We start from the raw sequence: 25,134 nt of genomic DNA, 5'->3' as shown, positions 1-25,134 counted from the left end.
ACACTCGAATAAAAAATCTCTTGTATAATTTATATGCCTTGTATCATCACTCTAAAAGATGGTGTTTTATAGCGCAATAGGATAGTATATTTTTATATTATTTTAGGTTATTTGACCAAACCTTTGCAAAACTTATATAAGAGAAGAGTATTTTTTAGGTAGTGAAACAATTGTGATGAAGCGCACAACTATTGACAATGAACTAAGATATCTTGATGAACGTTCGCGTGATATTTTTCGCCATATTGTTGAAGCCTATCTTAATGATGGTGAACCTGTAGGATCACGCAATCTTTCGCGCCTTTTGCAACAGACATTATCACCTGCGACGATTCGCAATGTGATGAGTGATCTTGAACATCTCGGTTTGATTTATGCACCGCATGTTTCAGCAGGGCGAATGCCAACCCAATCGGGTTTACGCTTTTTTGTTGATGCATTTATGGAAGCAGGTGATTTGCCAAACGAGGAGCGAGAAAATATTGAAATGCAAGTCAAAGAGGCTGGTCATGCACAATCGGTTGAACATTTTCTTGTTCAAGCAAGCCGAGTTCTTTCAGATCTCTCGCGTGGGGCAGGGCTTGTTCTCGCAACAAAACAAGAAGGAACATTGAAACATATTGAATTTGTGCGCCTTGATAGGGAGCACGCTCTTGCCGTTTTGGTGACTCAACAAGGTGAGGTTGAAAATCGTATTGTTCATTTGCCAGAAGGGGTTACCCATGCACAATTGACAGAAGCAACGAATTTTCTCAATGCCCATATTCAAGGACGTACATTGAGTGAAGCTAAAGGAGAAATTGCTTGTCTGTGCGCACAAACACGGGCTGCACTTGATGATTTATCACATCATCTTGTTGAAACGGGATTAGCTCTTTGGGGAGGAGAAGGTGCTGATCATAAAATACACCTTATTGTTCGTGGACGTAGTAATTTGCTTGAAGATGTGAAAGCAGAAGAAGATTTAGAACGATTACGCCATTTGTTTGATGATCTTGAAACGCGTGAGAGTATGGCACAGCTTCTCGATTTAACGGATGAAGGTTCAGGGGTTCGAATTTTTATTGGTTCAGAAAATAAATTATTTTCACTTTCTGGTTCTTCTTTAGTCGTAGCACCTTACCGTGATTCACAACAAAGAGTCATTGGTGCTTTAGGCGTTATTGGTCCTACACGGCTTAATTATGCTAGGATTGTGCCCATGGTTGATTATACAGCTCAACTTGTGACACAGTTATTGCGTTAAAACGATGCAAGTAAGTATTTGTGCACTAAAAGCTCATTGTATTAATATACATCAATACCCCTTGATTTTTGTCTGTAAAATTTCGATATCGAGAATAACGAATCTTATGAAGGAATAGAATTTTTATGTCTGATGAAAAAAACAAATTTACTGACGCTTCATTTGAAAATTGCGATTTAAAAAATCCCACTGATCGTAATACACTTAAACAAGCAGCGGATGAATTTTTAAAAACACATAAAACAGAGGCGCCCGGAGACGTTGAAGAAGAAAGTAATGAGGTTGATCTTTTGGCGTCTTTGCAGAATGAAAATAAAGATCTGAAAGATCAGCTTTTGCGTCTTGTTGCCGATATGGAAAATCTTCGACGCCGTACCGCACGTGATGTAACGGATGCAAGGGCTTATTCCATTGCTAATTTTGCACGGGATATGTTATCTGTTTCTGACAATCTCAATCGTGCTTTGGAAGCGATTCCAGAAGGTGCACGGGAGAGTGATGCTGGTTTGAAATCATTGGCAGAAGGTGTTGAAATGACGGAGCGCGCTATGATGGCAGCTTTAGAGCGTCATGGAGTGCAAAAAATTCATCCAGAGGGGCAAAAATTTGATCCCCACTTTCATCAAGCGATGTTTGAAATTCCTAATGCCGATGTTCCCGATAATACTGTTCAACAAGTGGTTCAAGCCGGTTATATTATAGGAGAAAGGGTTTTACGTCCAGCTATAGTGGGTGTGGCCAAAGGAGGAAAAAAAGAAGCTTCTGTTGAAATTGATAAGGCTTCACATGAATAACAAGATTCCAACGTAAAATGCAGAAATCCTTGCGATTTCGCATGTATGAGGTTTTTTCTGAAAGAGCTTTAAAGGGTGTTACAAACACCCTTTTATCTTTGAAGTGGCCAACTCCCTTTTACAATATATGGTGCATCACTTGAGGGAGATGGCGATGAAAATAAAACAAAATGATCAACTTCAAAAGGAGGAAATGAAAAATCATCCCGAGAGGACAGATAAAGAGGAAGATCTTCGGGGTTAATATCGAGCAGTCGCGCAACAGTAATATGTGGAGTAAATTGTTTTTCATCAGGCGTTAGTCTTAAATGGTTACGAACACATTGCATTTTTTCATGTAAAAGATTGAGAGTTTCACAAGGTTCAATGCGAATAACAAGAGAATGTGGAGCGTTTTCTGAACAAAAAATGTCAAAACTTTTCATTTGTAGCATAAAAGGGGGAGCTTTATTGTGTCAAAGGCGTGCATAATTGCATCTGCTATAGCACTTTCAACTTCACCGAAAAAAGACAAAGTAACGTGAAAATTTTGCGGATTGATCCATTGCGCATTTGGTAAGCCATTTTGCAACGATATAAGTTGTTGTGTTGTTTGTTGGGGAATTTGAAGGGCACTAAATAGACGAGATATGGTTATCTCCTTAAAGTAAAAAAATGCCACTGCAAGCACAATGGCGGATAATAATAAAGATAGATACACCAATAAGGATAAGGCAATTGTGTAGAAAAATAATGTCTAAAAAACGTTTTCCCTATAATTATTGCATTGAGTTCATAAAGCTTATGAAATTTAAAAAAATATTTATGCGAACAATGATAACCTTATTCATATGTGTTTTGTCGCGAAGATGTGTGGTAGAAGGGTACGTGTATTTTCTCTCTACAAATACAAAAAGTTTAGCTGAAGATAAAGAAAATTAAAAAATTCCTTATGATGTGCTTACTTTTATATTTTTAAAGTATTTTAAAAGTTAGCTATTTGGGGAGGGGTAAAAGTTTTTCTTTCTTGTAAAGATTTCACCATAAATATGAAGCATGATAGCAGCTATAATGGGCAACAACTATTTAAATTATTCCAAATAATGTGAGGAAAAAAAGAAAAAAATCTGCATAATACAATTATGACAATATAATAATTGTGCCAGCTTACAGTGGATATGAATATTGGCATAAAAACGGGAAAAGCAAACAAAATTCAATATAATGACGGAAGTTCTTATTTTCTAAGGTTTATCATTTTTAGTTTATAGCGAAAAAGTGCTAGTTTTCCTCTCCAAAATTATTATTGATGAGCTGTTCAAGAGCATTAAGAGCATCTGTTGCTTCTGGTCCTGAAACACGAATGGTGAGGTTACATCCCGACGAAGCCGCTAGCATCATAAGTCCCATAATTGATGATCCACCAACAATTTTTCCATCCTTTTCAACTTCAACAGTGGCGTTAAAATTGTCAACAGTTTGTACAAATTTTGCAGAAGCCCTTGCATGCAATCCACGTTTATTACAGATATTGAAATGGCGGCTTATACATGGGAGGGTGTCTTTAGAAAGCATCAATATTTTACCATCCGCTATAAAATCATACTTGGTACATTAATATATTTACGCCCTGCTTCTTGCGCTATTCTTAACGCGTCTGATAATGAGATATCAGGACATTTGCGAATAGAAATCAATTTAATAAGCATAGGCAAATTGACCCCCGCAATCATTTCAACCCGTCCCTTTTCAATAGCAGGAATAGCTATATTTGATGGTGTTCCACCGAACACATCTGTCAATATAATGACGCCATGATCTGTATTTGTATCGGTTACTGCGGCTATAATATCACCTCGGCGCTGATCTATATCGTCATCGGGATAAACGCATATTGTTGCGAACTTTTCTTGTGTTCCAACAACATGTTCCACGGCATGTAAAAATTCGACAGCCAGCTCACCGTGCGTTACAAGCACGAGTCCAATCATTTACGCAAACTCCTGTTAACTAATAAGATCCAACCATATTGGTGGGAAAGACATTTTACAATGCTTTATCTTGCTGCCAAGAAAAATTTGCAAAAAAAAGGCAAAAAGTATGATTTTTTTATCTTTAGAAAAAATTAGACAGGTTTACGCCATATTTTTCTAAACAAAAATGCTTCAATAGCTTGACAAATGGCTGTACAATCGGCTTCACGGAGCGAGGGAAGCTTTAAAAGAGGAATCTGCAAATCTTCAAATTGAAAAGTTTTATTTGTGGAAAAACGTTCATATTGGGGACCGAGGAAAACAATACAATCAATAGTTGTTTGATTTTGGAATTCTATCATATAAAGACCAACACCACGAATCTCGATACCGCCCTGTAAGTTGTCAGGAGTGTATCCGTGAAGTTTTCCATTTTCCGCACGCAGCATTGTATAATCATCACTAATAAGTTTCGCTTCACGTTTTGACCACTCAGCACGGTCGAGCAGAGAGAGGGTGAGGGTTGATTTCCCTGATCCCGATGGACCTATAATTAACAGCCCCTTTCCACCCAGTTGAAGGCAATTTGCGTGGAGTATTTCACATTTTTTTTTCATACCTTTTACTTTGGACAAAAGATTTATTTAATGAGGGGAAGCATAATAACAAAACGTGCACCAGTTCGTTTTCCAAGTGCCGGATCAATAATATTTTCAGCTGTAATGGTTCCATTATGGGCTTCGATGATTTGCCGACTAATAGAAAGCCCAAGTCCAGAGTTTTGTCCAAAAGCATCTTCGTTTGGTCGATCAGTATAAAAACGCTCAAAAATACGTTCAATACTCTCTGCACGAATACCGGAGCCATTGTCTTCGATGGTTAGAATAAGGGTTGAAGCATGATTTTTCATAGTGATACAAATTTTGCCACGATCACAGGGAATAAAGGAACGTGCATTTTCAAGAATATTTGAAATCACTTGCCCTAAACGGAGCTCATGTCCCAACACAAGATAAGCTTTTCCATGAGGGCGTGGGATAATATTAAGACTTACATCAATGGTTTGTGCATTGCGATATACTTCTTGAACGGCTTGAACAAGACTTTCTAAAAGTGGTGTCATATCAACGATCTCTGCGGTTTCTCGTGCAAGCTCTGCATCGAGCCGCGATGCATCAGAAATATCTGTAATCAATCGATCAAGACGGCGCACATCATGTTGAATAATTTCAAGTAATTTTTCTTGTGCTTCTTCATTTTTAGCTAGAGGGAGGGTTTCCACAGCACTGCGCAGAGAAGTGAGTGGATTTTTTAATTCGTGGCTTACATCAGCAGCAAAACGTTCAATGGCTTCAATACGCATATAAAGAGCATTTGTCATGTCACGAATAGAGGTTGAAAGATGGCCAATTTCATCTTCACGCATTGAAAAATCGGGAATTTCTACACGCTGATTATTGCCATTGCGCACTCGGTTAGCAGAGGCAGATAATCTGCTTAATGGATGGGCAATCGTATGGGCTAAAAAGAGCGAAAGAACCAAAAGGACGCTGCCTACAACGGCAAAGACTTTAAATATAACCAGTCTTTCAGCCTTTACAATGTTATCAATATCAGAACCAGTGGTTGAAAGAAGAAGGGCGCCAACCACTGCACGATAACGTTGAACAGGAATGGCAACAGAAATAACGAGTTGACCGTTTCTGTTGCGTTTTTGGGTAGTAGAGAGAGATCCTTTTAATGCTTGGTATACTTCTGGATGAGCAATACTACGGTTTTTTGTTTGTTCTGTATTAAGATCCATACCTTTGCCATAAAATGTGTTTGAATACCATGCAGTCAAGCGATCCCACATGTTTTGTTCTTTTTTAAGAGGAGGTAAATCGTAGCTAAAAACTTGTCCACTAGAATAAAGAACCTGCGAATCAAGAAGTAAAGTAGCGTCACGATCATAAATACGTGCTCTTGTCGTTTGAGGGGTGAGGAGATGTCGAAAAAGAGGGGCAACTTGCTCAGGGTTAATGGGGAAATCCCAAGAGTCTGTTGATTGAGGGGCAGGTGTAACGCTTTCACCAGTCTGTAACTCTAAGAGTTTTTGAGGGTCAATAAATATGGAATTTGTATCGATTGTTGCAGAAGCAGCAATAGCCCCAGCCATAATTGTTCCTTGAATGCATAAACTTTTAATTTTTGCGTCAATTAAACCATCGCGAAATTGGTTAAGGTATAAAATGCTTGTAACCAGAACGGCAAGGGCAGCAATGTTTAATATAACAATGCGTCGTGTGAGACTGGAAAAAAGCAATTGTCTAAAGAGACGTCGCGTTCGAAAATGCAAACGAGTAAATATAAGCAATGGTTCTGAGAATATACCGTTAGAGGTGTTTTTTTTAAGAGCTTTCAATTGAAAATTTTCTGTCATCGATTTGATTGCCATTCAAATTTTTGCGACAAAGAAGTTTTATACCTCGTGAAAACGATAACCTACACCATAAAGTGTTTCAATCATTGCAAAATCATCATCTACTTGTTTAAATTTTTTACGCAGACGTTTAATGTGGCTATCAATGGTGCGATCATCTACGTAGACTTGATCACTATAGGCAGCATCCATTAAAGCATCACGACTTTTTACAACTCCTGGTCTTTGTGCTAAGGTTTGCAGAATCAAAAATTCCGTAACAGTTAAAATAACAGGTTTATCTTTCCATGTACAGGTGTGACGTTCTTGGTCCATCACAAGATCTCCGCGTTTAAGAGAAGAGGTGGAAGAAGTTCCTGTAGCAAGTGGCTGATTACGCGCATTGGAACGGCGCAAAATAGCTTTCACGCGCTCAATGAGAAGACGTTGGGAAAAAGGTTTAGTAATAAAATCATCAGCTCCCATTTTGAGTCCAAATAATTCATCAATTTCATCATCTTTAGAGGTGAGAAAAATAACTGGAAGATCAGATTTTTGTCGTAAACGACGCAAGAGCTCCATCCCATCCATTCGGGGCATTTTAATATCAAAAATAGCTAAGTGTGGGGGGTGCAGTGTGAGACCCTTGAGTGCAGATGCTCCATCTGTATAGCTTTCAACCCGATATCCTTCTGTCTCAAGCGCAAAAGATAGAGATGTCAACATATTGCGATCATCATCAACAAGTACAATCGTTTGCGTGATTGTTGGTGTATCTTTCATGGTTTCTTAGACCTTTCTATTGCTGTGGTAGCAAATTACTCACACTTTATTTATATGGGAGTTCACATTTTTTTTGCAAAACAAATATGATACAAATTGTAGCAAAGTAAAAACCCTTTTGTCATTCTTGTAAAATCTTGTTTTGCTTTCATAATTTATAATGTTTTCACGTCTATTAAGATCCCTTCATTTGAGAGAAAATTTCCGTAAAGACTCTTTTATCAAGGTTTATTACAAAATTTGTTATTATCTTTGTCTCATAATTGAACATAGTTTAGTTTTTTGTTGAAGTTTAGAAAATTCGCCTATGTGTTTTAAGAGCAAAGGCAAGAATGTGGCAATATATGCACAAAAATTTGTCTCTGCTATACGAAAGGAGGTCACCATGGGATTTTTTAATTTTATTAAGACAGTAGGAGAAAAGTTAGGTATTGGGGACAATGAACCAAAAGAAAAAGACTTTAAGGCCGCATTTGATCATTTTCAACTCGCTACAGAAAAAATCAATATTCAAGTTGAAGACGGTAAAGCTGTTTTAAGCGGTGAGGTTCCAGATAGGGAAACACTTGAAAAAGCACTTCTGGTTGTTGGCAATTCACAAGGTATTTCTTCTGTAGATGTTGAGAAAGTAAAGGTTGTAGATACGATGCCTGGAAGAACTTCTCGTTTTTATGAGGTTAAATCTGGTGATAATCTTTGGAAAATTGCTGAAGAGGTTTATGGAAAAGGGCAAGGGAATAAAAACACATTTATTTTCGAAGCCAATAAACCAATGCTAAAATCTCCTGATAAAATTTACCCTGGACAAGTTTTGCGTATTCCTGAAATTAACCATATTTAACGCATCAAAGAGGATAATTTTTTGCTTATGTTATGGCATTAAAAAAATAAGAAGCGTAAAAAATTCACGCTTCTTCATTTTCATTTTATAACAATGTATATTTATCAAAAAGAGCTTAGTGAGCATGGGTTGATTTAGAGGGAAAGGTTGTTTTCGTAGCGTTTACAGAGAAATCCACATTAATAGTTCCTGCGTTTTCAAATGTCAATTTTGCGCTAATTTTATCACCTAGCGTGAATGGTTGTGAAAGTCCCATAAACATAATATGATTACCACCCGGCTTAAGTGTGACTTCGCCATTTCCTGGAATTTCAATGCCATTGTGCATTTTTTCCATTTTCATAATATCATTAACAACTGTCATCGTATGAATTTCTGTTGTTTTTACGCCATTTGTGGAAATAGACACTAAACGGTCTGGGGTATTACTGTGATTGATAATATAGAGATAACCGCTACTCACTTTTACACCTTTAGGCGTTTCGCGTGCCCAAGGATTGAGAATTTCTATGTCACCAAGTTTATATTGTTGGGCACTTGCTGGTAGGATTATACCAGAAAAGAGAAGAGCACACACAATATTTGCGATAACCTTTTTGTATGAATATTGCGCATGTATTGTATTCTTAAAGATGAGACTTGTGATTTTTTTAACCATAGATATCACCATTGAGTTATCCTCCTTCATAGGATTCACACTTTGAATGTCTTTTTATTATTAGAAGAATTTTTATTTAAAATAAAGCAAAGAATTGCTAAAATAAAATTGATTTAAATATGAAAATAAAAATCATAAAATTCTTTTGCCTTAAAGGAAAAAATAATATTTACAAAGACGAAATATCTCTCAACATTATTTGTAAATGATAAAAATTTATGGTGCCCCACTGTTTTACTAGATAAAGATACAATATATAAAGATCATATATTCTTAATATTACGACAACTATTGGCACTTTAAAGCGTGTATAGAGAGGCATTTTAATATATTTTCAATTTCAGCATATACAGTTAAGAAAAAGCTTTTTCGATGAATTTAAAGCGCAGCTTTTAAATAGCAATGAATGATGAGGTTATTGAAAGGCAAGTTTTTGAGAGAAGATCGATAGATTTGATATCTTTATCAATATAAGCATATTTAGTCTCAAGAAGTTTTGTAATATGTTATAATATTTGTGATATAAGTTATTCGTCTTTAAGCGGTATTTTTAAAAATCTTTTATGTCAGGATTTCTTAATGAGTGATGAGAGATCAAGAATGCGTGTGCAATTACTCTCCTTATTATTTTTATAGACAGATATATTTGTTGAGAATTGCAAGAAAAGTATATTATGACCTCGACTCTCTCATAAGTATGAGATTTATGTGTTATTAGAATGCCTATTTTAAAAGAAATTTTTTATTTTGGAGATGTTTCTCTCATTATTCTCTTGTAGCAATAAAATCCTGTTCTTATATACGAGGCAGCGAGGCTTGTTGCGACTTGCGGTTTATTATTATTTTATGGTTGCTTGAAGCAATATACGGGCTTTGAGTGTTGTGAGGAGTTATCTTAAAAAGATGCTTTATGAAGGTTGAGATAGCTTGCTGAATGGAGATTATAATATGGCAAAAGTAATTGGTATTGATTTGGGGACAACGAACTCTTGTGTGGCTGTTATGGATGGCAAAAACGCAAAGGTTATCGAAAACTCAGAAGGAGCGCGAACAACACCTTCCGTTGTTGCTTTTACTGATGGAGGAGAGCGACTTGTTGGACAGCCTGCTAAACGGCAGGCAGTAACAAATCCTGAAGGGACAGTTTTTGCAGTGAAACGTTTGATAGGGCGTCGTTTTGATGATCCTATGGTTGAAAAAGATAAAGCGCTTGTACCTTATAAAATCGTTAAAGGTGATAATGGCGATGCATGGGTTGAAGAAGCGGGTAAGAAATATTCTCCATCACAAATTTCAGCAATGATTTTGCAGAAGATGAAGGAAACAGCTGAATCTTATCTTGGTGAAAAAGTTGAGCAAGCAGTTATTACGGTTCCTGCTTATTTTAATGATGCGCAACGTCAAGCGACTAAAGATGCGGGTAAAATTGCTGGACTTGAAGTTTTACGAATTATTAATGAGCCGACTGCTGCTGCTTTAGCTTATGGTTTGGATAAAAAAGACGGAAAAACGATTGCTGTTTACGACCTTGGTGGTGGTACATTTGATATTTCAGTGCTTGAAATTGGAGATGGCGTTTTTGAAGTTAAGTCAACCAATGGAGATACATTCTTAGGGGGTGAAGACTTTGACATGCGCTTGGTTGGCTATTTTGCAGATGAGTTCAAAAAAGAGCAAGGAATTGATCTGAAAAATGATAAACTCGCTTTACAGCGCTTAAAAGAAGCAGCAGAAAAAGCAAAAATAGAGCTTTCGTCATCACAACAAACAGAAATCAATTTGCCATTTATTACGGCAGATCAGTCAGGTCCCAAGCACTTAACAATGAAATTGACTCGGGCAAAATTTGAATCTCTGGTTGACGATTTAGTGCAGCGTACCATTGAGCCTTGTAAAGCTGCGTTGAAAGATGCTGGATTAAAAGCTGGTGAGATTGATGAAGTTGTTTTAGTGGGCGGTATGACACGTATGCCCAAGATTCAGCAAGTTGTGCAGAGCTTTTTTGGCAAGGATCCACACAAAGGCGTAAATCCTGATGAAGTGGTTGCTATGGGTGCTGCCATACAAGGTGGTGTGTTGCAAGGCGATGTCAAAGATGTATTGTTGCTAGATGTGACACCTTTATCTTTGGGTATCGAAACTTTGGGTGGGGTTTTCACACGCCTTATTGAGCGCAATACCACGATCCCAACGAAAAAGTCGCAAGTTTTTTCAACAGCTGATGATAACCAGAGTGCTGTGACGATTCGTGTTTTCCAAGGTGAACGGGAAATGGCAAGTGATAATAAGTTATTGGCTCAATTTGATCTTGTTGGTATTCCTCCAGCACCGCGTGGTATACCTCAAATTGAAGTTACTTTTGATATTGATGCGAATGGTATTGTTAATGTTTCAGCCAAAGATAAGGGAACGGGTAAAGAACATCAAATTCGTATTCAAGCATCAGGTGGTTTAAGTGATTCTGATATTGAAAAAATGGTAAAGGATGCAGAAGAGCATGCAGCTGAGGATAAAAAACGCCGTGAAGGTGTTGAAGCTAAAAATCAAGCAGAGGCTCTTATTCATTCAACAGAAAAATCGCTCAATGAATATGGCGATAAAGTATCGGTTGAAGAAAAGGGACAGATTGAAACAGCAATATCTGATTTGAAATCTGCGCTTGAAGGCAGTGACACTGAAGAAGTAACAACAAAGATGCAAAAATTAGCTGAAGTTAGTATGAATCTTGGGCAAGCTATGTATGAAGCTTCACAAGCAGCGAGCGCTGACACTGAAACAGAGACAAAGAATGATGATGTTGTCGATGCTGATTTTGAAGAAGTTAATGATAAGAAGAAATAGTGTCAGCCTATGTGTTGATTAATTTATAAACCCGGCCTTTGAAATATAAGGCTGGGCTTTATTATTGGAGATAAGTTGCAACTTTGTTGCTAACAATATAAATTAAAAGCGATATTATCCATAAAGATGGATGACAGAAAAACTATCAGGAATACATGATGAAGGTTGATTATTATGAAATTCTTGGCGTGACTCGTGAATGTGATGATAAAAAATTGAAATCTGCTTTTCGTAAGTTGGCAATGCAATATCATCCTGATCGCAATGCCGGGGATAAAGAGGCAGAGCGAAAATTCAAAGAAATTGGCGAGGCCTATGAAGTTCTTAAAGATCCCCAAAAGCGTGCTGCTTATGACAGGTTTGGTCATGCGGCCTTTGAAAATAGCGGTGGTCAAGGGGGAGGAAATCCCTTTAGCGGTTTTGCTGCCGGTGGTGGATTTGCCGATATTTTTGAAGATTTTTTTGGTGAGATTATGGGAGGTGGGCACCGTAAGCGTGGTGATGGTCGCGAACGTGGTGCAGATCTGAGTTATAATATGGAAGTGTCCTTAGAAGAGGCATTTTCAGGAAAAACTGTAGAAATTAATATTCCTAGCTCCGTTACATGCGATGTTTGTGAAGGTTCAGGAGCGAAAAAGGGCTCTAAGCCGCAAGTTTGTGGAACATGTCATGGATCTGGTCGAGTGCGTGCTGCCCAAGGTTTCTTTTCTATTGAGCGAACATGTCATACATGTCATGGACGTGGTGAAACGATTACGGATCCATGCCCAAAATGTCGTGGGACACGGCACATAGAGAAAAAACGTTCATTGAGCGTGAATGTTCCAGCTGGTATTGAAGATGGAACACGTATTCGTCTTTCTGGTGAGGGAAATGCTGGTATTCGGGGTGGTCCTAATGGTGATCTTTATATTTTCCTTTCCGTTAAACCACATGAATTTTTTCAGCGAGAAGGGGTAGATCTTCACTGTCGCGTTCCTATTTCAATGGTCACAGCAGCTTTAGGAGGAGAGTTTGAAGTTTCTGATCTTGATGGTGTTAAAGCACGTGTTAAGATCCCTGAAGGGACACAAAATGGATGTCAATTCCGCCTTAAAGGCAAAGGTATGCCTATGTTGCGCCGTCAGCAAGCAAGAGGTGACCTTTACATCCATATCACGATTGAGACACCGCAAAAACTTACGCAAGAGCAACGTGAATTATTACAAAAATTTGAAAAGCTTTCAAATCATGAAAATTCACCGCAATCACATGGTTTTTTCTCCCGTATGAAAGAATTTTTTGAAAATATTTCTGGTTAAAAAATGTGAATGTTTTCAAAATAAATTAGGAAACACTTTGTGAAGGTTTATTAAGCTTTTTATTATCTCATCGTCTTTTGAAAGCCTTCTTTTTACTTGAAAAGAAAAGAGAAAGACAATTAGTTTAGGGTAATTCCTACTGCTGAGAGTTTTTAACATTTCATGAATTTTATGGATAAGTCTTCATTTTGAGTGTCTATAATATTTTAAAAAGGGCTTATCCATATAAGGCATGCAATTGAATGGCTGATGATATTTCCAGTGTTATCGTAATTGGATTTGTCATGTTGTGCGTGAAATATCATCATTTAAAGCTGCGATACAAGGCAGGCCAGCTCTTGTACATTGAGAAGCGTTTTTAGAGATGTGTGGTTATTAGGCTTGTTCGTAGAATCTTATGTGAGTAAACTCCACAAGCAGTCATCAGGTAGAACCAGCTCGGTAAAAATTCAGATTATTTATAGACAAAATCTCTAAACTACCTTCTTCTTTAAAGGAAAGGCAGAAGCCAAGCATTCAAAATTTTTGTATTTATCTTTCTTTTTTATGATTTGTTCACTCAAAACTCCTTTTAAAGATCCATAATAAAACTGTAAAATGACAAGCTCTTATCAAATAAGGCTAAAGAAGCTATTGGGTTTCCATCTTTTCCCAATGATATAACCTCTCATTACTGATTGTATAAGCGGTATTTTTTATAGTCTTAAATGTTTCTTCCTTTAAAGTATGAGCGATTTTATTCGTATAACGCTAGATTGTGCTTATAAGTCAATTGTATTGTAAGCTTTATATGGTATTTATATACCAATTTCATTTTTAAGGTGAAAGCCGGTGGTTTTTATTAGTTTGGAATTTGAAAGTTAAAATAACAAAATATTCTTATATTCAAATCTTTTATTTACGATATAAAAAGATAAATGATTATTATAAATCAGTTTCTTATAATTCTCTAAAATGCGCATTTTCATAAATTATTTAATTGATATTTTCGAATGTTCAATTCTAGGTAAAATATAAATAGAGCTGTTGAGCGATTTCTATGTCGGTGATATGTTAATTTTATTTTTATCTCATAAAATCAATGGTTGTATATATTCCTATTCATTGTTAAGTATCCATGAGGGTGAACGAATGAGTTGACTGTGCAGCGTAGCTTAAAAATTTTATTCTTCGATTCTATACATAAAATCATGACATTTTTTGCGCTTATTTTGTTTAATTTTTCGCTGTTAACTTTTTAAGAAATTTGTTTTCTTGTTTCATCTCGTTATTATTTTTTCGTAATTTGAAGGAAGATTGATGATTTTCAGGGGGATGGATAGAGTAAAGCTTTGTTTTATTGTTTTCACTTTTCCTAAATTTCACTAAGAGATAATAAAAAGTGATGAGGAGGCTCTATTAATGGATAATGCTAAAAACAGTGCTGTTGATGTTTTGGAAAAACAAGCAGCATTTTTATCGTCTGCTTTACCTTATATGCAAAAATACGAAAATGAAACGGTTGTGGTAAAATATGGCGGTCATGCTATGGGTGATCCTGCTTTGGGACGAGCATTTGCGCGTGATATTGCTCTATTAAAGCAATCGGGGATTAATCCTGTTGTTGTTCATGGTGGTGGGCCTCAAATTGCTGAAATTTTAATGAAAATGGGAATTGAATCACGATTTGAAAACGGTTTACGGGTCACCGATGAGCGGATCGTTGAAGTGGTTGAAATGGTTTTGGCGGGTTCCATAAATAAGGAAATTGTTGCTCTCATCAATGCTGAGGGTGAATGGGCAATAGGGCTGTGTGGCAAGGATGGCAATATGGTTTTTGCCGAGAAGGCTTATAGAACTGTCATTGATCCTGATTCGCATATTGAACGTGTTCTAGATTTGGGGTTTGTTGGTGAACCTATTGAAGTTGATCGTACATTGCTGGATCTTTTAGCCTGTTCTGAAATGATACCGGTTCTTGCTCCTGTGGCTCCAGGTCGGGATGGTAAAACCTATAATATTAATGCTGATATTTTTGCTGGAGCTATTGCTGGTGCATTAGAAGCTAAACGTCTTTTATTCCTCACGGACGTTCCTGGTGTTTTGGATAAACAAGGCAAACTTTTAAAAGAATTGACAGTTTCTGAAGCTGAAAAACTTATTAAAAATGGAACAATTTCAGGAGGCATGATTCCAAAAGTAGAGACTTGTGTGAAAGCCCTTCAAAATGGTGTGGAAGGTGTTGTCATTTTAAATGGAAAAACTCCTCATTCTGTTTTACTAGAGCTGTTTACCGAACAAGGAGTTGGAACGCTTATTGTTTCATAAATTGTATACGGCAAATTGGAGGAGAAGGCCTTTAATGACGAATATAAAACAGTTTAAATATCCTTTATTAAGTAAACCAGAATTGGCAATATTTGCTGCAACAATATTGTGGGGGATTACATTTTTAGTCATTCACATTGCGGTACGCTATAGCGGTCCTTTGTTTTTTGTTGGATTTCGTTTTATTGTTGCATCTCTTATATGTGGGGCAATTTTTTGGCGCTCTATAAAAGGTATAACTGTTTATGAAGTTTTTGCTGGAATGGCAATTGGTTTCTCCATGTTTTTGGGTTATGCTTTTCAAGCTGCTGGGCTTCAAACGATTATTAGTAGTCAGTCGGCTTTTATCACAGCGCTTTATGTTCCAATGGTTCCAATCTTGCAATGGATTGTTTTTAAAAAACCTCCTCGTTTTGCCTGTTGGGTTGGTATTGTTTTCGCTTTCATTGGACTTGTCCTTGTTTCAGGACAAAAACCAGGAAGTTTTGATTTTTCAAAAGGCGAAATTTTAACTTTGTTGGGCGCTTTAGCGATTGCTGGAGAAGTTATACTCATCGGAATTTTTGCCAACAAGGTTGATAGTCGGCGCGTAACCATTATTCAGTTATTCTTTAGTGGTTTTTTTTCATTTGCTTGTATGCCTTTTATGGGTGAAAGCATTCCTGAATTTTCGTGGGTATGGTTTAGTATTGGTATGGGATTGGCATTAATGAGTGCTATTATTCAATTGGCTATGAATTGGGCACAAAAGTCTATTTCTCCTACGCGTGCAACACTCATTTACGCAGGTGAACCAGTGTGGGCTGGTATCGTTGGGCGTTTGGCTGGAGAGCATTTATCGCCTTTAGCTTTATTGGGTGGCTTGCTTATTCTGGTTGGGATCATTGTTGCTGAACTACAACCTTCACAATGGCGTAAAAAAAATAAAGCAATTGAAAACGTTGATTAGCGATGCTCCTTTTTTATGATGATTTTATTGCATGCATTTTTTGCCTGCAGAGTTTTCATTTTTGAGACTGTTTTAAAATATAAAGATGATTAAGAGACTTTATAAGCTGTTCCTGCTTTTGTATGCCAAAGCAAGGGGGGTATTTGTTTATCTAACCTCTGAAAAGGGAAAATAACCTTCATGGAATTAAAGTATGAAGGGGTAAAAATAAAAACCAGCCCTCATCTTTATTATTATTTTTAAATTTGGTTTTACAACTTTCAAAAAACATCGAAAATAATACCTATAATGAGGATTTTGCATTGCTACACGTTATTTTTTTGTTTTTTTATGGGATTTTTTCAAGCAAAATAGAATCCCCAAAGCGGCGGTTCTCCATAATGTTACCATGTTTTTTAAAAAGACAATTTTCTCAATATAGGCCATACTCATTGGTGGTCTATGTGAAGTATATAAAAACCAGAGAGCATCGCTATTTTACGTAAAATAAAAGGCACCAGCATTTTCTTTATCTGTTCTCAATATTACGATAGCTTGTGGCACTTGAAAGAGAAGAGGATGAAGCATCTTTATTCATTTTTTAAACGATTTTATCGACACACTGGTTCTGTTTGTCATGGGGAAGAGGCTCGCGATATTCAGAGTTTTTATCTTTAATGGCAGAAGATAAGGAGTTGTATAAAAAATACATAAAAACTCTATGCAATAGAGCCTATTTCTAGAGTTTTAAATATTGGGAAGAAAATTATCTCTCCCGACATGCATTTTACATGATATTTCTGAAAAAGCAGATTATTGTATACACATAAAAAAGCATTTCTTGCGACCTTTATCAAAAATTTAAATAATACACGCATCCCCTATATATTCACACAAAAATTGATTGATAATGATAATATAGCATTATTTACATTGGGTTAGAATCCTAAATACCGTGAAATTTTTTTCATGTTAAATCGATCCAAACCACTTGCTTGCACGCCATAAGCGGGTAGGCCATGTGGGTAGAAACTGTATAAGAAAAGCATACCTCTTATTATAAACTTTTTCAAGTGTTAAGACTGTCACAACATTGGAGATTGGCAAAGTATGTGATGATACTGGCTTATCCAGCCTATGAGTCATCAAACAAGAATGTAACGAGATCATTTTAGTCCCTTTAGTATTTAATTGAGTAAACAAAAGTCTTATTTTTTAGGCTATGAGAAGTTGTGTTTTGAGAAGCTCTTTTGGTTAATATTCTTTTGAAAGGTTTTCGATAGGGCATAATTGGTCTTTGCGTTTTGTATTATTCTTTGCTAAATCGCCTTATATGACAATAGATCGTAATTATATTCGTAATTTTTCCATCGTGGCGCATATTGATCACGGCAAGTCCACTTTAGCGGATCGTTTGATTCAAATAACAGGGGGGCTTGACACACGTGAGATGAAGGAACAAGTGCTCGATTCCATGGATATTGAGCGTGAACGTGGGATTACGATTAAAGCACAAACAGTCCGTTTACACTATAAGGCAAAGAATGGTGAAACCTATATTCTAAATCTTATGGATACACCTGGTCATGTGGATTTCGCTTATGAGGTTTCGCGTTCATTAGCAGCTTGTGAGGGTTCACTGTTGGTGGTGGATGCAAGCCAAGGTGTAGAGGCACAGACTTTGGCAAATGTTTATCAAGCCATCGATAATTCTCATGAGTTGGTTGTGGTGCTCAATAAAGTTGATCTTCCAGCAGCAGAACCTGAACGTGTTAAAGAACAAATTGAAGATGTAATAGGCATTGATACCTCTCAAGCCGTAGAAATATCGGCAAAAACAGGTTTGGGTGTTCCTGATGTTTTGGAGGTAATTGTTACACAATTACCACCTCCACGCACAGGCGATGTTGCAAATCCCTTGAAGGCATTGTTGGTTGACAGCTGGTATGATGCATATCTTGGCGTTATTGTTTTGGTACGGGTGATAGATGGTGTTTTAAAAAAAGGCCAAACCATTCGTATGATGGGTACAGGGGCGAAATATCCGGTTGAGCGCGTTGGTGTGTTTACACCTAAAATGGTACAGGTTGATGAATTAGGACCAGGCGAGATTGGTTTTATCACTGCTTCTATCAAAGAGGTAGCAGATACACGTGTTGGGGATACGATTACTGAAGAGCGCTGTCCTTGTGAAAATGCTTTGCCTGGTTTTAAGCCTGCGCAACCGGTTGTCTTTTGTGGACTTTTTCCAATTGATGCTGCTGATTTTGATGATTTGCGTGCAGCCATGGGTAAATTGCGCTTAAATGATGCAAGTTTTTCTTTTGAAATGGAAACATCAGCGGCTTTGGGGTTTGGTTTTCGGTGTGGTTTTCTAGGGCTTCTTCATCTTGAAATTATTCAAGAGCGGTTAGAGCGTGAGTTTAATTTAGATTTAATTGCAACGGCACCTTCGGTTGTTTATCGCATGAATATGAATGATGGTTCTGTTAAAGAATTGCACAATCCAGCAGATATGCCTGACGTAGTTAAAATTTCTTCCATCGAAGAACCATGGATTCGCGCAACAATCATGACTCCTGATAATTATCTTGGATCAATTTTAGAATTGTGCCAAGAGCGGCGGGGAATACAGGTTGGTTTATCCTATGTTGGAACGCGTGCTATGGTGACGTATGATTTACCACTGAATGAAGTCGTTTTTGATTTTTATGACCGCCTAAAATCAATCTCAAAGGGCTATGCTTCTTTTGATTATCAGATGACGGATTATGCAGAAGGGGATTTAGTTAAGATGTCTATTTTGGTGAATGGAGAGCCTATTGATGCATTGTCGATGCTTGTGCACCGTACGATTGCAGAAAAGCGTGGGCGTTCCATGTGCGAAAAACTGAAAGATCTTATTCCTCAGCATATGTTTCAGATTCCGATTCAAGCGGCTATTGGTGGTAAAATTATAGCGCGCGAAACAATTCGTGCTTTGCGTAAAGATGTAACAGCAAAATGTTACGGGGGCGATATAACACGTAAACGCAAACTTTTGGAAAAACAAAAAGAGGGTAAAAAACGAATGCGTCAATTTGGGAAAGTAGAAATTCCTCAGTCGGCTTTTATTCAAGCGCTCAAAATGAATAAATAATGCAAAGAGAGTATTTTCCTTCATTAATTTCACTGTTGCTTTTGTCGATTTGTTCCATTGTTCAAGAGTGCTTTTTAATGGAAATTGCGCAGTACTCACACTTTTGGGTATAGTGTTTTCATGGTGTCATGTTGCTTACGTAAAACAGAACTCTTTAAACAAAATACGTTTGTGTTGCATATTTATTTTACATAAATATTTCTCAATGCACCTAACATCATTTCACAAGAGTGTTCGAAAAAATATAACGATAAAGCCTCTGTGAATGATAAAAAAATCCATTTGGCACGATCATCTTTATATGTGATATAAGACGCAGGGTGCTATCATTATATTCTTCGCGCGTTCAAAATGGTACAACAGCTCTTAGTGTTTAAGAGAATTCATTAAAGATATTTTTATCCTTTTATTAAGGGGCATCCTACCCAAACATCGCTGCGTTTGTGATGCGCAAGGAAATGAAAGCGATTGATCCAATACGAAAAGATTTGAAATGGAAGAATCCTTGTTTTTTAGGGTATTATTCAAGCTGAAAAATAATGAATGATCATTCCAAATCAGCCGTGTGTCTAATCACGTAAAAGATCATTAATGGATGTTTTCTCTCTTGTCTTTTGATCAACGCGTTTTACGATAACAGCACAATAAAGGTTTGGACCTGCTTCACCATTCGGGAGTGGTTTTCCAGGGAGAGAGCCTGATACAACAACTGAATAGGGAGGGACTTCACCAGTAAAAATTTCTCCTGTTGTACGATCAATAATTTTGGTGGATTTTCCAATAAAAACGCCCATTCCCAAAACAGCGCCTTCACGAATAATACAGCCTTCAACAACCTCAGAGCGTGCACCGATAAAGCAATGATCTTCAATAATGGTTGGATTTGCTTGCAGTGGTTCTAAAACACCTCCGATTCCAACACCACCAGAAAGATGAACATGTTTGCCAATTTGTGCGCAAGAACCAACGGTTGCCCATGTATCAACCATTGTGCCCTCATCAACAAAAGCACCAAGATTGATAAAGGATGGCATGAGTATAACGTTTTGTGCAATATAAGCAGAATGGCGCACAATCGCTCCGGGAACGGAACGAAAAGCAGCGCTTTGAAAATCATCTTCTTGCCAACCAGAAAATTTTGAAGGAACTTTATCCCACCAATATGTTCCATTGATTCCACCAGCAATAATTTGCATGGGATTGAGGCGAAAAGAAAGAAGGACAGCTTTTTTCAACCATTGATGAACATGCCATTGTCCATTTTTTTGTCGTTCTGCAACACGAATCTCACCTTTATCAAGAAGATTTAATATGTGTTCGACACTCTCACGGATTTCGCCTTTTGTGGTAGTATTGATAGAGTCGCAATCATCAAATGCTTTTTCGATGATGATTTCAAGTTGTGTGAGATGAGCCATGACGAGAGTTCCGTTAAGTAAGTTGAAAGCTTCAAGATTTATTCTCTGTAAATTAGAAATTAGGCGAAGAAATGTTTTCAGTCAATAAAACGATGAGAAAGTAGAACATGTGTATGAAAAAAGTCTGTAAAGAAAAAAGAAAAGAAGAACAAGAAAATTGGACACCGCTTCTTCATACGAAGGATGCTCTACAACAGATCCATGAAATCTCTAATTCTGCACAAATGCGTTCATCTACTTATCGTTTAGCCTATATCGATCAAGATTTTATGATGCGTCCAGAGTTACGCTCACAACGTATTGGCCTTGAATTTTTAAAGCCGGAAATAACACTTAAAGAATATAATATTCAATCAACAATTGTTTTGTTTGGTGGTGCGCGTATTCCTGCCCCTGGGCAAGAAGTGTGGGCTGCAAAAAATGAAACACAAAAGAAAAATTTGCGTGCTATGTCACATCATTACGATGAAGCAAGAGAGTTTGCGCGTTTATGCTCACTCTATTCGGCGAAAACAGAATATCGTGAATTTGTAGTTGTTACAGGGGGCGGACCTGGGATCATGGAGGCGGGAAATCGTGGTGCTTATGATGTTGGTGCCCCAACAGTTGGCTTGAATATTATTTTACCCCATGAGCAAGAGCCTAATCCATATGTGTCGCCGCATTTATGTTTTAATTTCCACTATTTTGGGATGCGAAAAATGCATTTTTTAGTACGAGCGAAAGCATTAGCTATTTTTCCTGGAGGATTTGGGACTTTAGATGAACTGTTTGAGACGTTAACTTTAATACAGACAGGGCGTATGAAACAGGTACCAATTTTATTGTTTGGCAAAGAATTTTGGAACAATGCTATCAATTTGGAGTATCTGTCTGCACAAGGTACAATCTCTCCTAGTGATGTTAATTTTGTGAAATTTGTTAATACAGCAGCAGAAGCTTTTGAAGAAATTCGTTGTTTTTATAAGCTGCCTTGATAGCTTTTGAAAAAGTCATTTTTGTGAGACAGTTAATATTCTACTTTAGTTAAATAAAGTCCTGAAGGGGGGGCAACAACACCACAACGTTTACGATCTTTAGCGTGAAGGGCTTCTTCAAGATCTTGAGTTGTCCAACGTCCAATACCCACTTCCATGAGGCTTCCTGCGAATGAACGGATTTGATGATGAAAAAAAGAGCGGGCTTGCGCATAAAGAAAAATTTCCTCGCCTTCTCTTTGAACATCGAGGCGTTCAAGGGTACGTATAGGGCTTTTGGCTTGGCAATGTGCTGAACGGAAAGTTGTAAAATCATGTTTTCCGACAAGCCTTTGCGCAGCTTCATGCATAGCTTGCGCATTAAGAGGCTTTGGTATCCACCATACGCGTTTGGCATTGAGAGCTGGTGGAGAGCGACGATTGAGAATTTTAAAAAGATAATGGCGTTTGAGAGCGGAAAATCGCGCATTAAAGTCATCAGGAACATTTTCTACATTTAAGATTGAAATCGCTTCTCTTTGTTTACGTAAAAGAGCATTGAGCGCATCACGGATAGTATGAGAATGCCAGTTTTTTTCAAAGTCAACATGGGCAACTTGTCCCGTAGCGTGCACCCCTGCGTCTGTTCGTCCTGCTGTTGTTATGGTCAATTGTTGGCCACTAAAGCGAAAAAGCGCTTGTTCAAGAGCTCCTTGTATCGTGTGAAGTTCTGCTTGACGCTGCCAGCCAGCGTAATTTGAACCATCATATTCAAGAGTGAGTTTAAAACGTGGCATCTTAAAAAACAGAAGAAATGTGAGCGCCTCGCAAAAAGGTTGCGTTATCAAGAATTTTACCGCCAGACCTTTGGAGAGAGGTTATTTCTATCCGTCCTTGTCCGCAATGGATAATCAAAGAATTTGGTTCTATTCGACCAATTTCAAGAGAAGGCCCTGTTGTTAAACGACTTCCAAGAATTTTTACACGTTCTTCTTGTCCACCGATATTCATATTGCACCAGCAACCAGGAGAGGGAGAAAGCGCACAGATATGCCTATGAATAAACTCTGCTGGTTTTGTCCAATCAATGCGGGTTTCTTCCTTTTTGATTTTAGCAGCATAGGTGATGCCTTTCTCTGATTGTGGGGTCAGTTTAAGTTGGCCTTTTTCAAGAACTGAAAGAGTTTCTATCATAAGTTCTGCAGCTATATGTGAAAGTTTGTTTGAAAGCTCAGCACTGGTGGTATTATCAGGAATGGGGATGGAGCGAGAAAGAGCAATAGGCCCTGTATCAAGCCCTTCATCCATTTTCATGATCATGATCCCTGTTTCCTTATCACCAGCCATAATTGCACGTTGAATAGGTGCTGCACCACGCCACCGTGGTAAAAGCGAAGCATGGGCATTAAAACAACCAAAACGCGGCGTCTCAAGAATAGCTTTGGGTAACAGCAGTCCATAAGCTACGACAATAGTCGCATCAACAGAAAGTGCTACAAATTGGGCTTGCTGTTCGGCTGTTTTAAGTGTTTGGGGTGTAAATACGGGAATAGATTTTTCTTCTGCTGCACTTTGCACAGGTGAAGGAATAAGCCTAAGACCACGACGTCCTGCTGGGCGAGGCGGTTGACTATAAACGGCGACAACATCATGCCCCGCATCTAACAAAGCATGTAAAATGGGAACAGAAAAACTTGGTGTTCCCATAAAACTTAACCGTAATGCCATTACAAAACTGCTTCTTTCGTCGTTTTTTCTTTTGCGCGTTTTTTAAATTTCCGGATCACCATATCCCGTTTGATCTTTGAAATATGATCGATAAACAGGCGACCATCTAAATGATCAATTTCATGTTGTAAACATGTTGCCAACAGCTCATCTGCTTCAATTTCTTTTTGTTTTCCTTCACGATCTTGATAGCGAATACGCAGACGTTTAGGGCGTTCAACTTCTGCAAAATAGTCAGGTATAGAAAGACAGCCTTCTTTGTAAACATTGCGCTCATCTGAAAGCCATAAAATCTCAGGGTTGAGAATAACAAGTGGTTTTTTTTGCTCATCTTCAGAATTTCCAGAGACATCTATGACCAGCATGCGTAGCGGTATACCAATTTGAACAGCAGCAAGACCAATGCCTTTAGCATTATACATGGTTTCCAACATATCATCCGCAAGCTTCTGAAGAGCTGTATCGACCTGCTCAACAGGTTTGGATACTTCCCGTAAAATCGGATCTGGTAAAGTCACTAAAGATCTTATTGGCATGGGGAATAGATTAATCAATTCTTTGTTATGGGTCAATATTGAATAACGGATTCTTGCGCTTTTTTACGATAAGAGCGTTATATTACTGTTTATGTTTGATTCGTTTTTTTCTTTTATACTTGCAGAAGAGTCTTTTACGAAACTGAGTGCTCTGCTTTTATTTATATTCGTCTGTTTGGCATTTTTTATGCTGATATATTCTCATCGCAAAAAAGCACTTTTGGAAAATGAAATTGCTGAGCGTGCGCGTGAAGCACAAATGCAGATGGCTACTTTGCTGAAAACACAAGCTGAAATGCAAGGGCGCATGCAAACGATGGCGGAAATCTTTGGTCAACGGCAAGCCGAATTGAATAAATCACTCAGTGAAAAACTCAATGGAATGACAACAAGCTTAGGTCAAACACTTCAAGTACAGACTAAATCCACTTATGAAAATTTGAATCGTTTACAAGAGCGTTTAGCAGTCATTGATGCGGCACAGAATAACATTCAATCGCTTACGGGACAAGTTGTGCAACTGCAATCCATTTTAAGCAATAAGCAGACACGTGGTACTTTTGGTCAAGGGCGTATGGAAGCAATTATTGCTGATGCCTTACCAGCAAATGCTTATGCTTTTCAGGCTGTTCTTTCCAATGGAAAACGTCCAGATTGCCTTATTCATATGCCCAATAAAGCACCTTCTCTTGTTGTTGATGCTAAATTTCCTCTGGAGGCTTGGAATGCAATGCGTAAAGCATCATCAGCGCAAGAGCGCAAAGAGGCAGAACGCCAATTTCGTACCGATATGGAAGTTCATATCCGCGATATTGCGCAAAAATATTTAATTCCTAGAGAAACCCATGACACTGCTTTTCTCTTTGTGCCATCGGAGTCAATTTTTGCGACAATTTATGAGGATTTTGAGCCATTGGTACAAAAGGCCAATAGAGCCCATGTGATCATTGTTTCACCATCTTTGTTGATGCTCTCTGTCCAAGTTGTACAAACCATTATGAAAGATGCGCGAATGCGTGAACAAGCGCATTTGATTCAATCAGAAGTAGCAAAGTTGATGGAAGATTTTGGACGAATGGATACACGTATTCGCGCACTACAGAAGCACTTTCACAAGGCAGGTGAAGATATAGAGGGAATTTTAATATCATCCTCCAAAATTATGAAACGGGCAAATCGCATTGAAACTGTCGAATTAAAAGAGAATTATTCTGGACCACCAAAAATGACAACATCGACAGAGTCGCAAACGTTGCGCTTAGTTGATGAAGAATAAAGTATAAAGTAAAACGAGCTTCTTAACAA

The 25,134-nt window shown here is 37.7% G+C and carries 20 protein-coding genes and 1 pseudogene; 10 read left to right on the top strand and 11 right to left on the bottom strand.

The window, feature by feature from the left end; translation table 11 throughout:
* The first annotated feature begins 175 nt into the window (after nucleotides 1-175).
* Both hrcA and grpE read left to right on the top strand, forming a co-directional pair.
* The gene (hrcA, locus tag CEV08_RS00350) at nucleotides 176-1,246 is read left to right on the top strand and encodes a heat-inducible transcriptional repressor HrcA (protein WP_100129809.1); all 1,071 of its coding nucleotides are present in this window, start codon (nucleotides 176-178) and stop codon (nucleotides 1,244-1,246) included.
* A 125-nt stretch (nucleotides 1,247-1,371) separates the two neighbouring features.
* Nucleotides 1,372-2,040, top strand: coding sequence for a nucleotide exchange factor GrpE (gene grpE / locus CEV08_RS00345; RefSeq protein ID WP_100129808.1), 669 nt, complete (start codon nucleotides 1,372-1,374; stop codon nucleotides 2,038-2,040).
* A gap of 92 nt (nucleotides 2,041-2,132) precedes the next feature.
* On the opposite strand, the pseudogene thpR reads toward grpE, so the two are convergent.
* The 6 genes and pseudogenes from thpR to CEV08_RS00315 form a co-directional block, all read right to left on the bottom strand.
* A pseudogene (gene thpR, locus CEV08_RS00340) lies at nucleotides 2,133-2,671 on the bottom strand (RNA 2',3'-cyclic phosphodiesterase).
* Between the two features lie 629 nt (nucleotides 2,672-3,300).
* On the bottom strand, nucleotides 3,301-3,594 hold the full coding sequence (locus CEV08_RS00335; protein WP_100129807.1) for an HPr family phosphocarrier protein: 294 nt from the start codon (nucleotides 3,592-3,594) through the stop codon (nucleotides 3,301-3,303).
* A 17-nt stretch (nucleotides 3,595-3,611) separates the two neighbouring features.
* Entirely contained in the window at nucleotides 3,612-4,010 is a 399-nt protein-coding gene (locus CEV08_RS00330; RefSeq protein ID WP_100129806.1) for a PTS sugar transporter subunit IIA, read from the bottom strand.
* Between the two features lie 134 nt (nucleotides 4,011-4,144).
* Entirely contained in the window at nucleotides 4,145-4,609 is a 465-nt protein-coding gene (locus tag CEV08_RS00325) for an HPr kinase/phosphatase C-terminal domain-containing protein (protein ID WP_100129805.1), read from the bottom strand.
* 23 nt (nucleotides 4,610-4,632) lie between these two features.
* A complete protein-coding gene (locus CEV08_RS00320; RefSeq protein ID WP_100129804.1) occupies nucleotides 4,633-6,414 on the bottom strand; it encodes a sensor histidine kinase in 1,782 nt (593 codons plus the stop codon).
* 39 nt (nucleotides 6,415-6,453) lie between these two features.
* Complete coding sequence (locus CEV08_RS00315) at nucleotides 6,454-7,176, bottom strand: response regulator transcription factor (protein WP_100129803.1); 723 nt, start codon at nucleotides 7,174-7,176, stop codon at nucleotides 6,454-6,456.
* 385 nt (nucleotides 7,177-7,561) lie between these two features.
* Between CEV08_RS00315 and lysM the strand changes: the two genes are divergently transcribed.
* Entirely contained in the window at nucleotides 7,562-8,017 is a 456-nt protein-coding gene (gene lysM, locus CEV08_RS00310; protein WP_100129802.1) for a peptidoglycan-binding protein LysM, read from the top strand.
* A 115-nt stretch (nucleotides 8,018-8,132) separates the two neighbouring features.
* Here the strand turns inward: lysM and CEV08_RS00305 are convergent, their stop codons facing one another.
* Entirely contained in the window at nucleotides 8,133-8,687 is a 555-nt protein-coding gene (locus CEV08_RS00305) for a copper chaperone PCu(A)C (protein WP_100129801.1), read from the bottom strand.
* Nucleotides 8,688-9,623: 936 nt separating this feature from the next.
* Between CEV08_RS00305 and dnaK the strand changes: the two genes are divergently transcribed.
* From dnaK to lepA, 5 genes are all read left to right on the top strand, one after another.
* Complete coding sequence (gene dnaK, locus CEV08_RS00300; RefSeq protein ID WP_100129800.1) at nucleotides 9,624-11,516, top strand: molecular chaperone DnaK; 1,893 nt, start codon at nucleotides 9,624-9,626, stop codon at nucleotides 11,514-11,516.
* Between the two features lie 158 nt (nucleotides 11,517-11,674).
* Nucleotides 11,675-12,817: a molecular chaperone DnaJ gene (dnaJ, locus tag CEV08_RS00295; protein ID WP_100129799.1), complete on the top strand. Its 1,143-nt coding sequence runs from the start codon at nucleotides 11,675-11,677 to the stop codon at nucleotides 12,815-12,817.
* A gap of 1,401 nt (nucleotides 12,818-14,218) precedes the next feature.
* Nucleotides 14,219-15,124: an acetylglutamate kinase gene (gene argB / locus CEV08_RS00290; protein WP_100129798.1), complete on the top strand. Its 906-nt coding sequence runs from the start codon at nucleotides 14,219-14,221 to the stop codon at nucleotides 15,122-15,124.
* Nucleotides 15,125-15,158: 34 nt separating this feature from the next.
* Nucleotides 15,159-16,073: a DMT family transporter gene (locus CEV08_RS00285; RefSeq protein WP_100129797.1), complete on the top strand. Its 915-nt coding sequence runs from the start codon at nucleotides 15,159-15,161 to the stop codon at nucleotides 16,071-16,073.
* A gap of 1,312 nt (nucleotides 16,074-17,385) precedes the next feature.
* A complete protein-coding gene (gene lepA / locus CEV08_RS00280; RefSeq protein WP_100129933.1) occupies nucleotides 17,386-19,191 on the top strand; it encodes a translation elongation factor 4 in 1,806 nt (601 codons plus the stop codon).
* Nucleotides 19,192-19,760: 569 nt separating this feature from the next.
* Here lepA and dapD read toward each other — a convergent pair.
* Nucleotides 19,761-20,609, bottom strand: coding sequence for a 2,3,4,5-tetrahydropyridine-2,6-dicarboxylate N-succinyltransferase (gene dapD, locus CEV08_RS00275; protein WP_100129796.1), 849 nt, complete (start codon nucleotides 20,607-20,609; stop codon nucleotides 19,761-19,763).
* A gap of 113 nt (nucleotides 20,610-20,722) precedes the next feature.
* Between dapD and CEV08_RS00270 the strand changes: the two genes are divergently transcribed.
* The gene (locus tag CEV08_RS00270; protein ID WP_100129795.1) at nucleotides 20,723-21,586 is read left to right on the top strand and encodes an LOG family protein; all 864 of its coding nucleotides are present in this window, start codon (nucleotides 20,723-20,725) and stop codon (nucleotides 21,584-21,586) included.
* Nucleotides 21,587-21,618: 32 nt separating this feature from the next.
* Here CEV08_RS00270 and truA read toward each other — a convergent pair whose 3' ends face one another.
* The 3 genes from truA to def are packed head-to-tail and all read right to left on the bottom strand — an operon-like array spanning nucleotide 21,619 to nucleotide 23,829.
* Nucleotides 21,619-22,362 (bottom strand): tRNA pseudouridine(38-40) synthase TruA, encoded by a 744-nt coding sequence (gene truA, locus CEV08_RS00265; RefSeq protein ID WP_100129794.1) that lies wholly within the window; start codon nucleotides 22,360-22,362, stop codon nucleotides 21,619-21,621.
* Between the two features lies 1 nt (nucleotide 22,363).
* A complete protein-coding gene (gene fmt / locus CEV08_RS00260; protein WP_100129793.1) occupies nucleotides 22,364-23,293 on the bottom strand; it encodes a methionyl-tRNA formyltransferase in 930 nt (309 codons plus the stop codon).
* Nucleotides 23,293-23,829, bottom strand: a complete 537-nt coding sequence (gene def, locus CEV08_RS00255; RefSeq protein WP_100129792.1) for a peptide deformylase — start codon at nucleotides 23,827-23,829, stop codon at nucleotides 23,293-23,295. Before def ends, fmt begins: the two co-directional genes overlap by 1 nt.
* 91 nt (nucleotides 23,830-23,920) lie before the next feature.
* Here def and CEV08_RS00250 point away from each other — a divergent pair, with 91 nt between their 5' ends.
* Entirely contained in the window at nucleotides 23,921-25,105 is a 1,185-nt protein-coding gene (locus tag CEV08_RS00250) for a DNA recombination protein RmuC (protein ID WP_100129791.1), read from the top strand.
* Nucleotides 25,106-25,134: the final 29 nt, after the last annotated feature.

The organism is Bartonella tribocorum, assembly GCF_002778015.1.
GTDB lineage: Bacteria > Pseudomonadota > Alphaproteobacteria > Rhizobiales > Rhizobiaceae > Bartonella > Bartonella tribocorum_B.
Note: the sequence above shows the minus strand (reverse complement) of the source record. Positions and strands in the feature narration are given on the sequence as shown.

What these genes read in the sequence shown, in the direction of transcription:
- hrcA (WP_100129809.1), top strand. Translation starts at nt 176, where the DNA reads ATGAAGCGCACAACTATTGACAATGAACTAAGATATCTTGATGAACGT.
- grpE (WP_100129808.1), top strand. Translation starts at nt 1,372, where the DNA reads ATGTCTGATGAAAAAAACAAATTTACTGACGCTTCATTTGAAAATTGC.
- CEV08_RS00335 (WP_100129807.1), bottom strand. Translation starts at nt 3,594, where the DNA reads ATGCTTTCTAAAGACACCCTCCCATGTATAAGCCGCCATTTCAATATC.
- CEV08_RS00330 (WP_100129806.1), bottom strand. Translation starts at nt 4,010, where the DNA reads ATGATTGGACTCGTGCTTGTAACGCACGGTGAGCTGGCTGTCGAATTT.
- CEV08_RS00325 (WP_100129805.1), bottom strand. Translation starts at nt 4,609, where the DNA reads ATGAAAAAAAAATGTGAAATACTCCACGCAAATTGCCTTCAACTGGGT.
- CEV08_RS00320 (WP_100129804.1), bottom strand. Translation starts at nt 6,414, where the DNA reads ATGACAGAAAATTTTCAATTGAAAGCTCTTAAAAAAAACACCTCTAAC.
- CEV08_RS00315 (WP_100129803.1), bottom strand. Translation starts at nt 7,176, where the DNA reads ATGAAAGATACACCAACAATCACGCAAACGATTGTACTTGTTGATGAT.
- lysM (WP_100129802.1), top strand. Translation starts at nt 7,562, where the DNA reads ATGGGATTTTTTAATTTTATTAAGACAGTAGGAGAAAAGTTAGGTATT.
- CEV08_RS00305 (WP_100129801.1), bottom strand. Translation starts at nt 8,687, where the DNA reads ATGGTGATATCTATGGTTAAAAAAATCACAAGTCTCATCTTTAAGAAT.
- dnaK (WP_100129800.1), top strand. Translation starts at nt 9,624, where the DNA reads ATGGCAAAAGTAATTGGTATTGATTTGGGGACAACGAACTCTTGTGTG.
- dnaJ (WP_100129799.1), top strand. Translation starts at nt 11,675, where the DNA reads ATGAAGGTTGATTATTATGAAATTCTTGGCGTGACTCGTGAATGTGAT.
- argB (WP_100129798.1), top strand. Translation starts at nt 14,219, where the DNA reads ATGGATAATGCTAAAAACAGTGCTGTTGATGTTTTGGAAAAACAAGCA.
- CEV08_RS00285 (WP_100129797.1), top strand. Translation starts at nt 15,159, where the DNA reads ATGACGAATATAAAACAGTTTAAATATCCTTTATTAAGTAAACCAGAA.
- lepA (WP_100129933.1), top strand. Translation starts at nt 17,386, where the DNA reads ATGACAATAGATCGTAATTATATTCGTAATTTTTCCATCGTGGCGCAT.
- dapD (WP_100129796.1), bottom strand. Translation starts at nt 20,609, where the DNA reads ATGGCTCATCTCACACAACTTGAAATCATCATCGAAAAAGCATTTGAT.
- CEV08_RS00270 (WP_100129795.1), top strand. Translation starts at nt 20,723, where the DNA reads ATGAAAAAAGTCTGTAAAGAAAAAAGAAAAGAAGAACAAGAAAATTGG.
- truA (WP_100129794.1), bottom strand. Translation starts at nt 22,362, where the DNA reads ATGCCACGTTTTAAACTCACTCTTGAATATGATGGTTCAAATTACGCT.
- fmt (WP_100129793.1), bottom strand. Translation starts at nt 23,293, where the DNA reads ATGGCATTACGGTTAAGTTTTATGGGAACACCAAGTTTTTCTGTTCCC.
- def (WP_100129792.1), bottom strand. Translation starts at nt 23,829, where the DNA reads ATGCCAATAAGATCTTTAGTGACTTTACCAGATCCGATTTTACGGGAA.
- CEV08_RS00250 (WP_100129791.1), top strand. Translation starts at nt 23,921, where the DNA reads ATGTTTGATTCGTTTTTTTCTTTTATACTTGCAGAAGAGTCTTTTACG.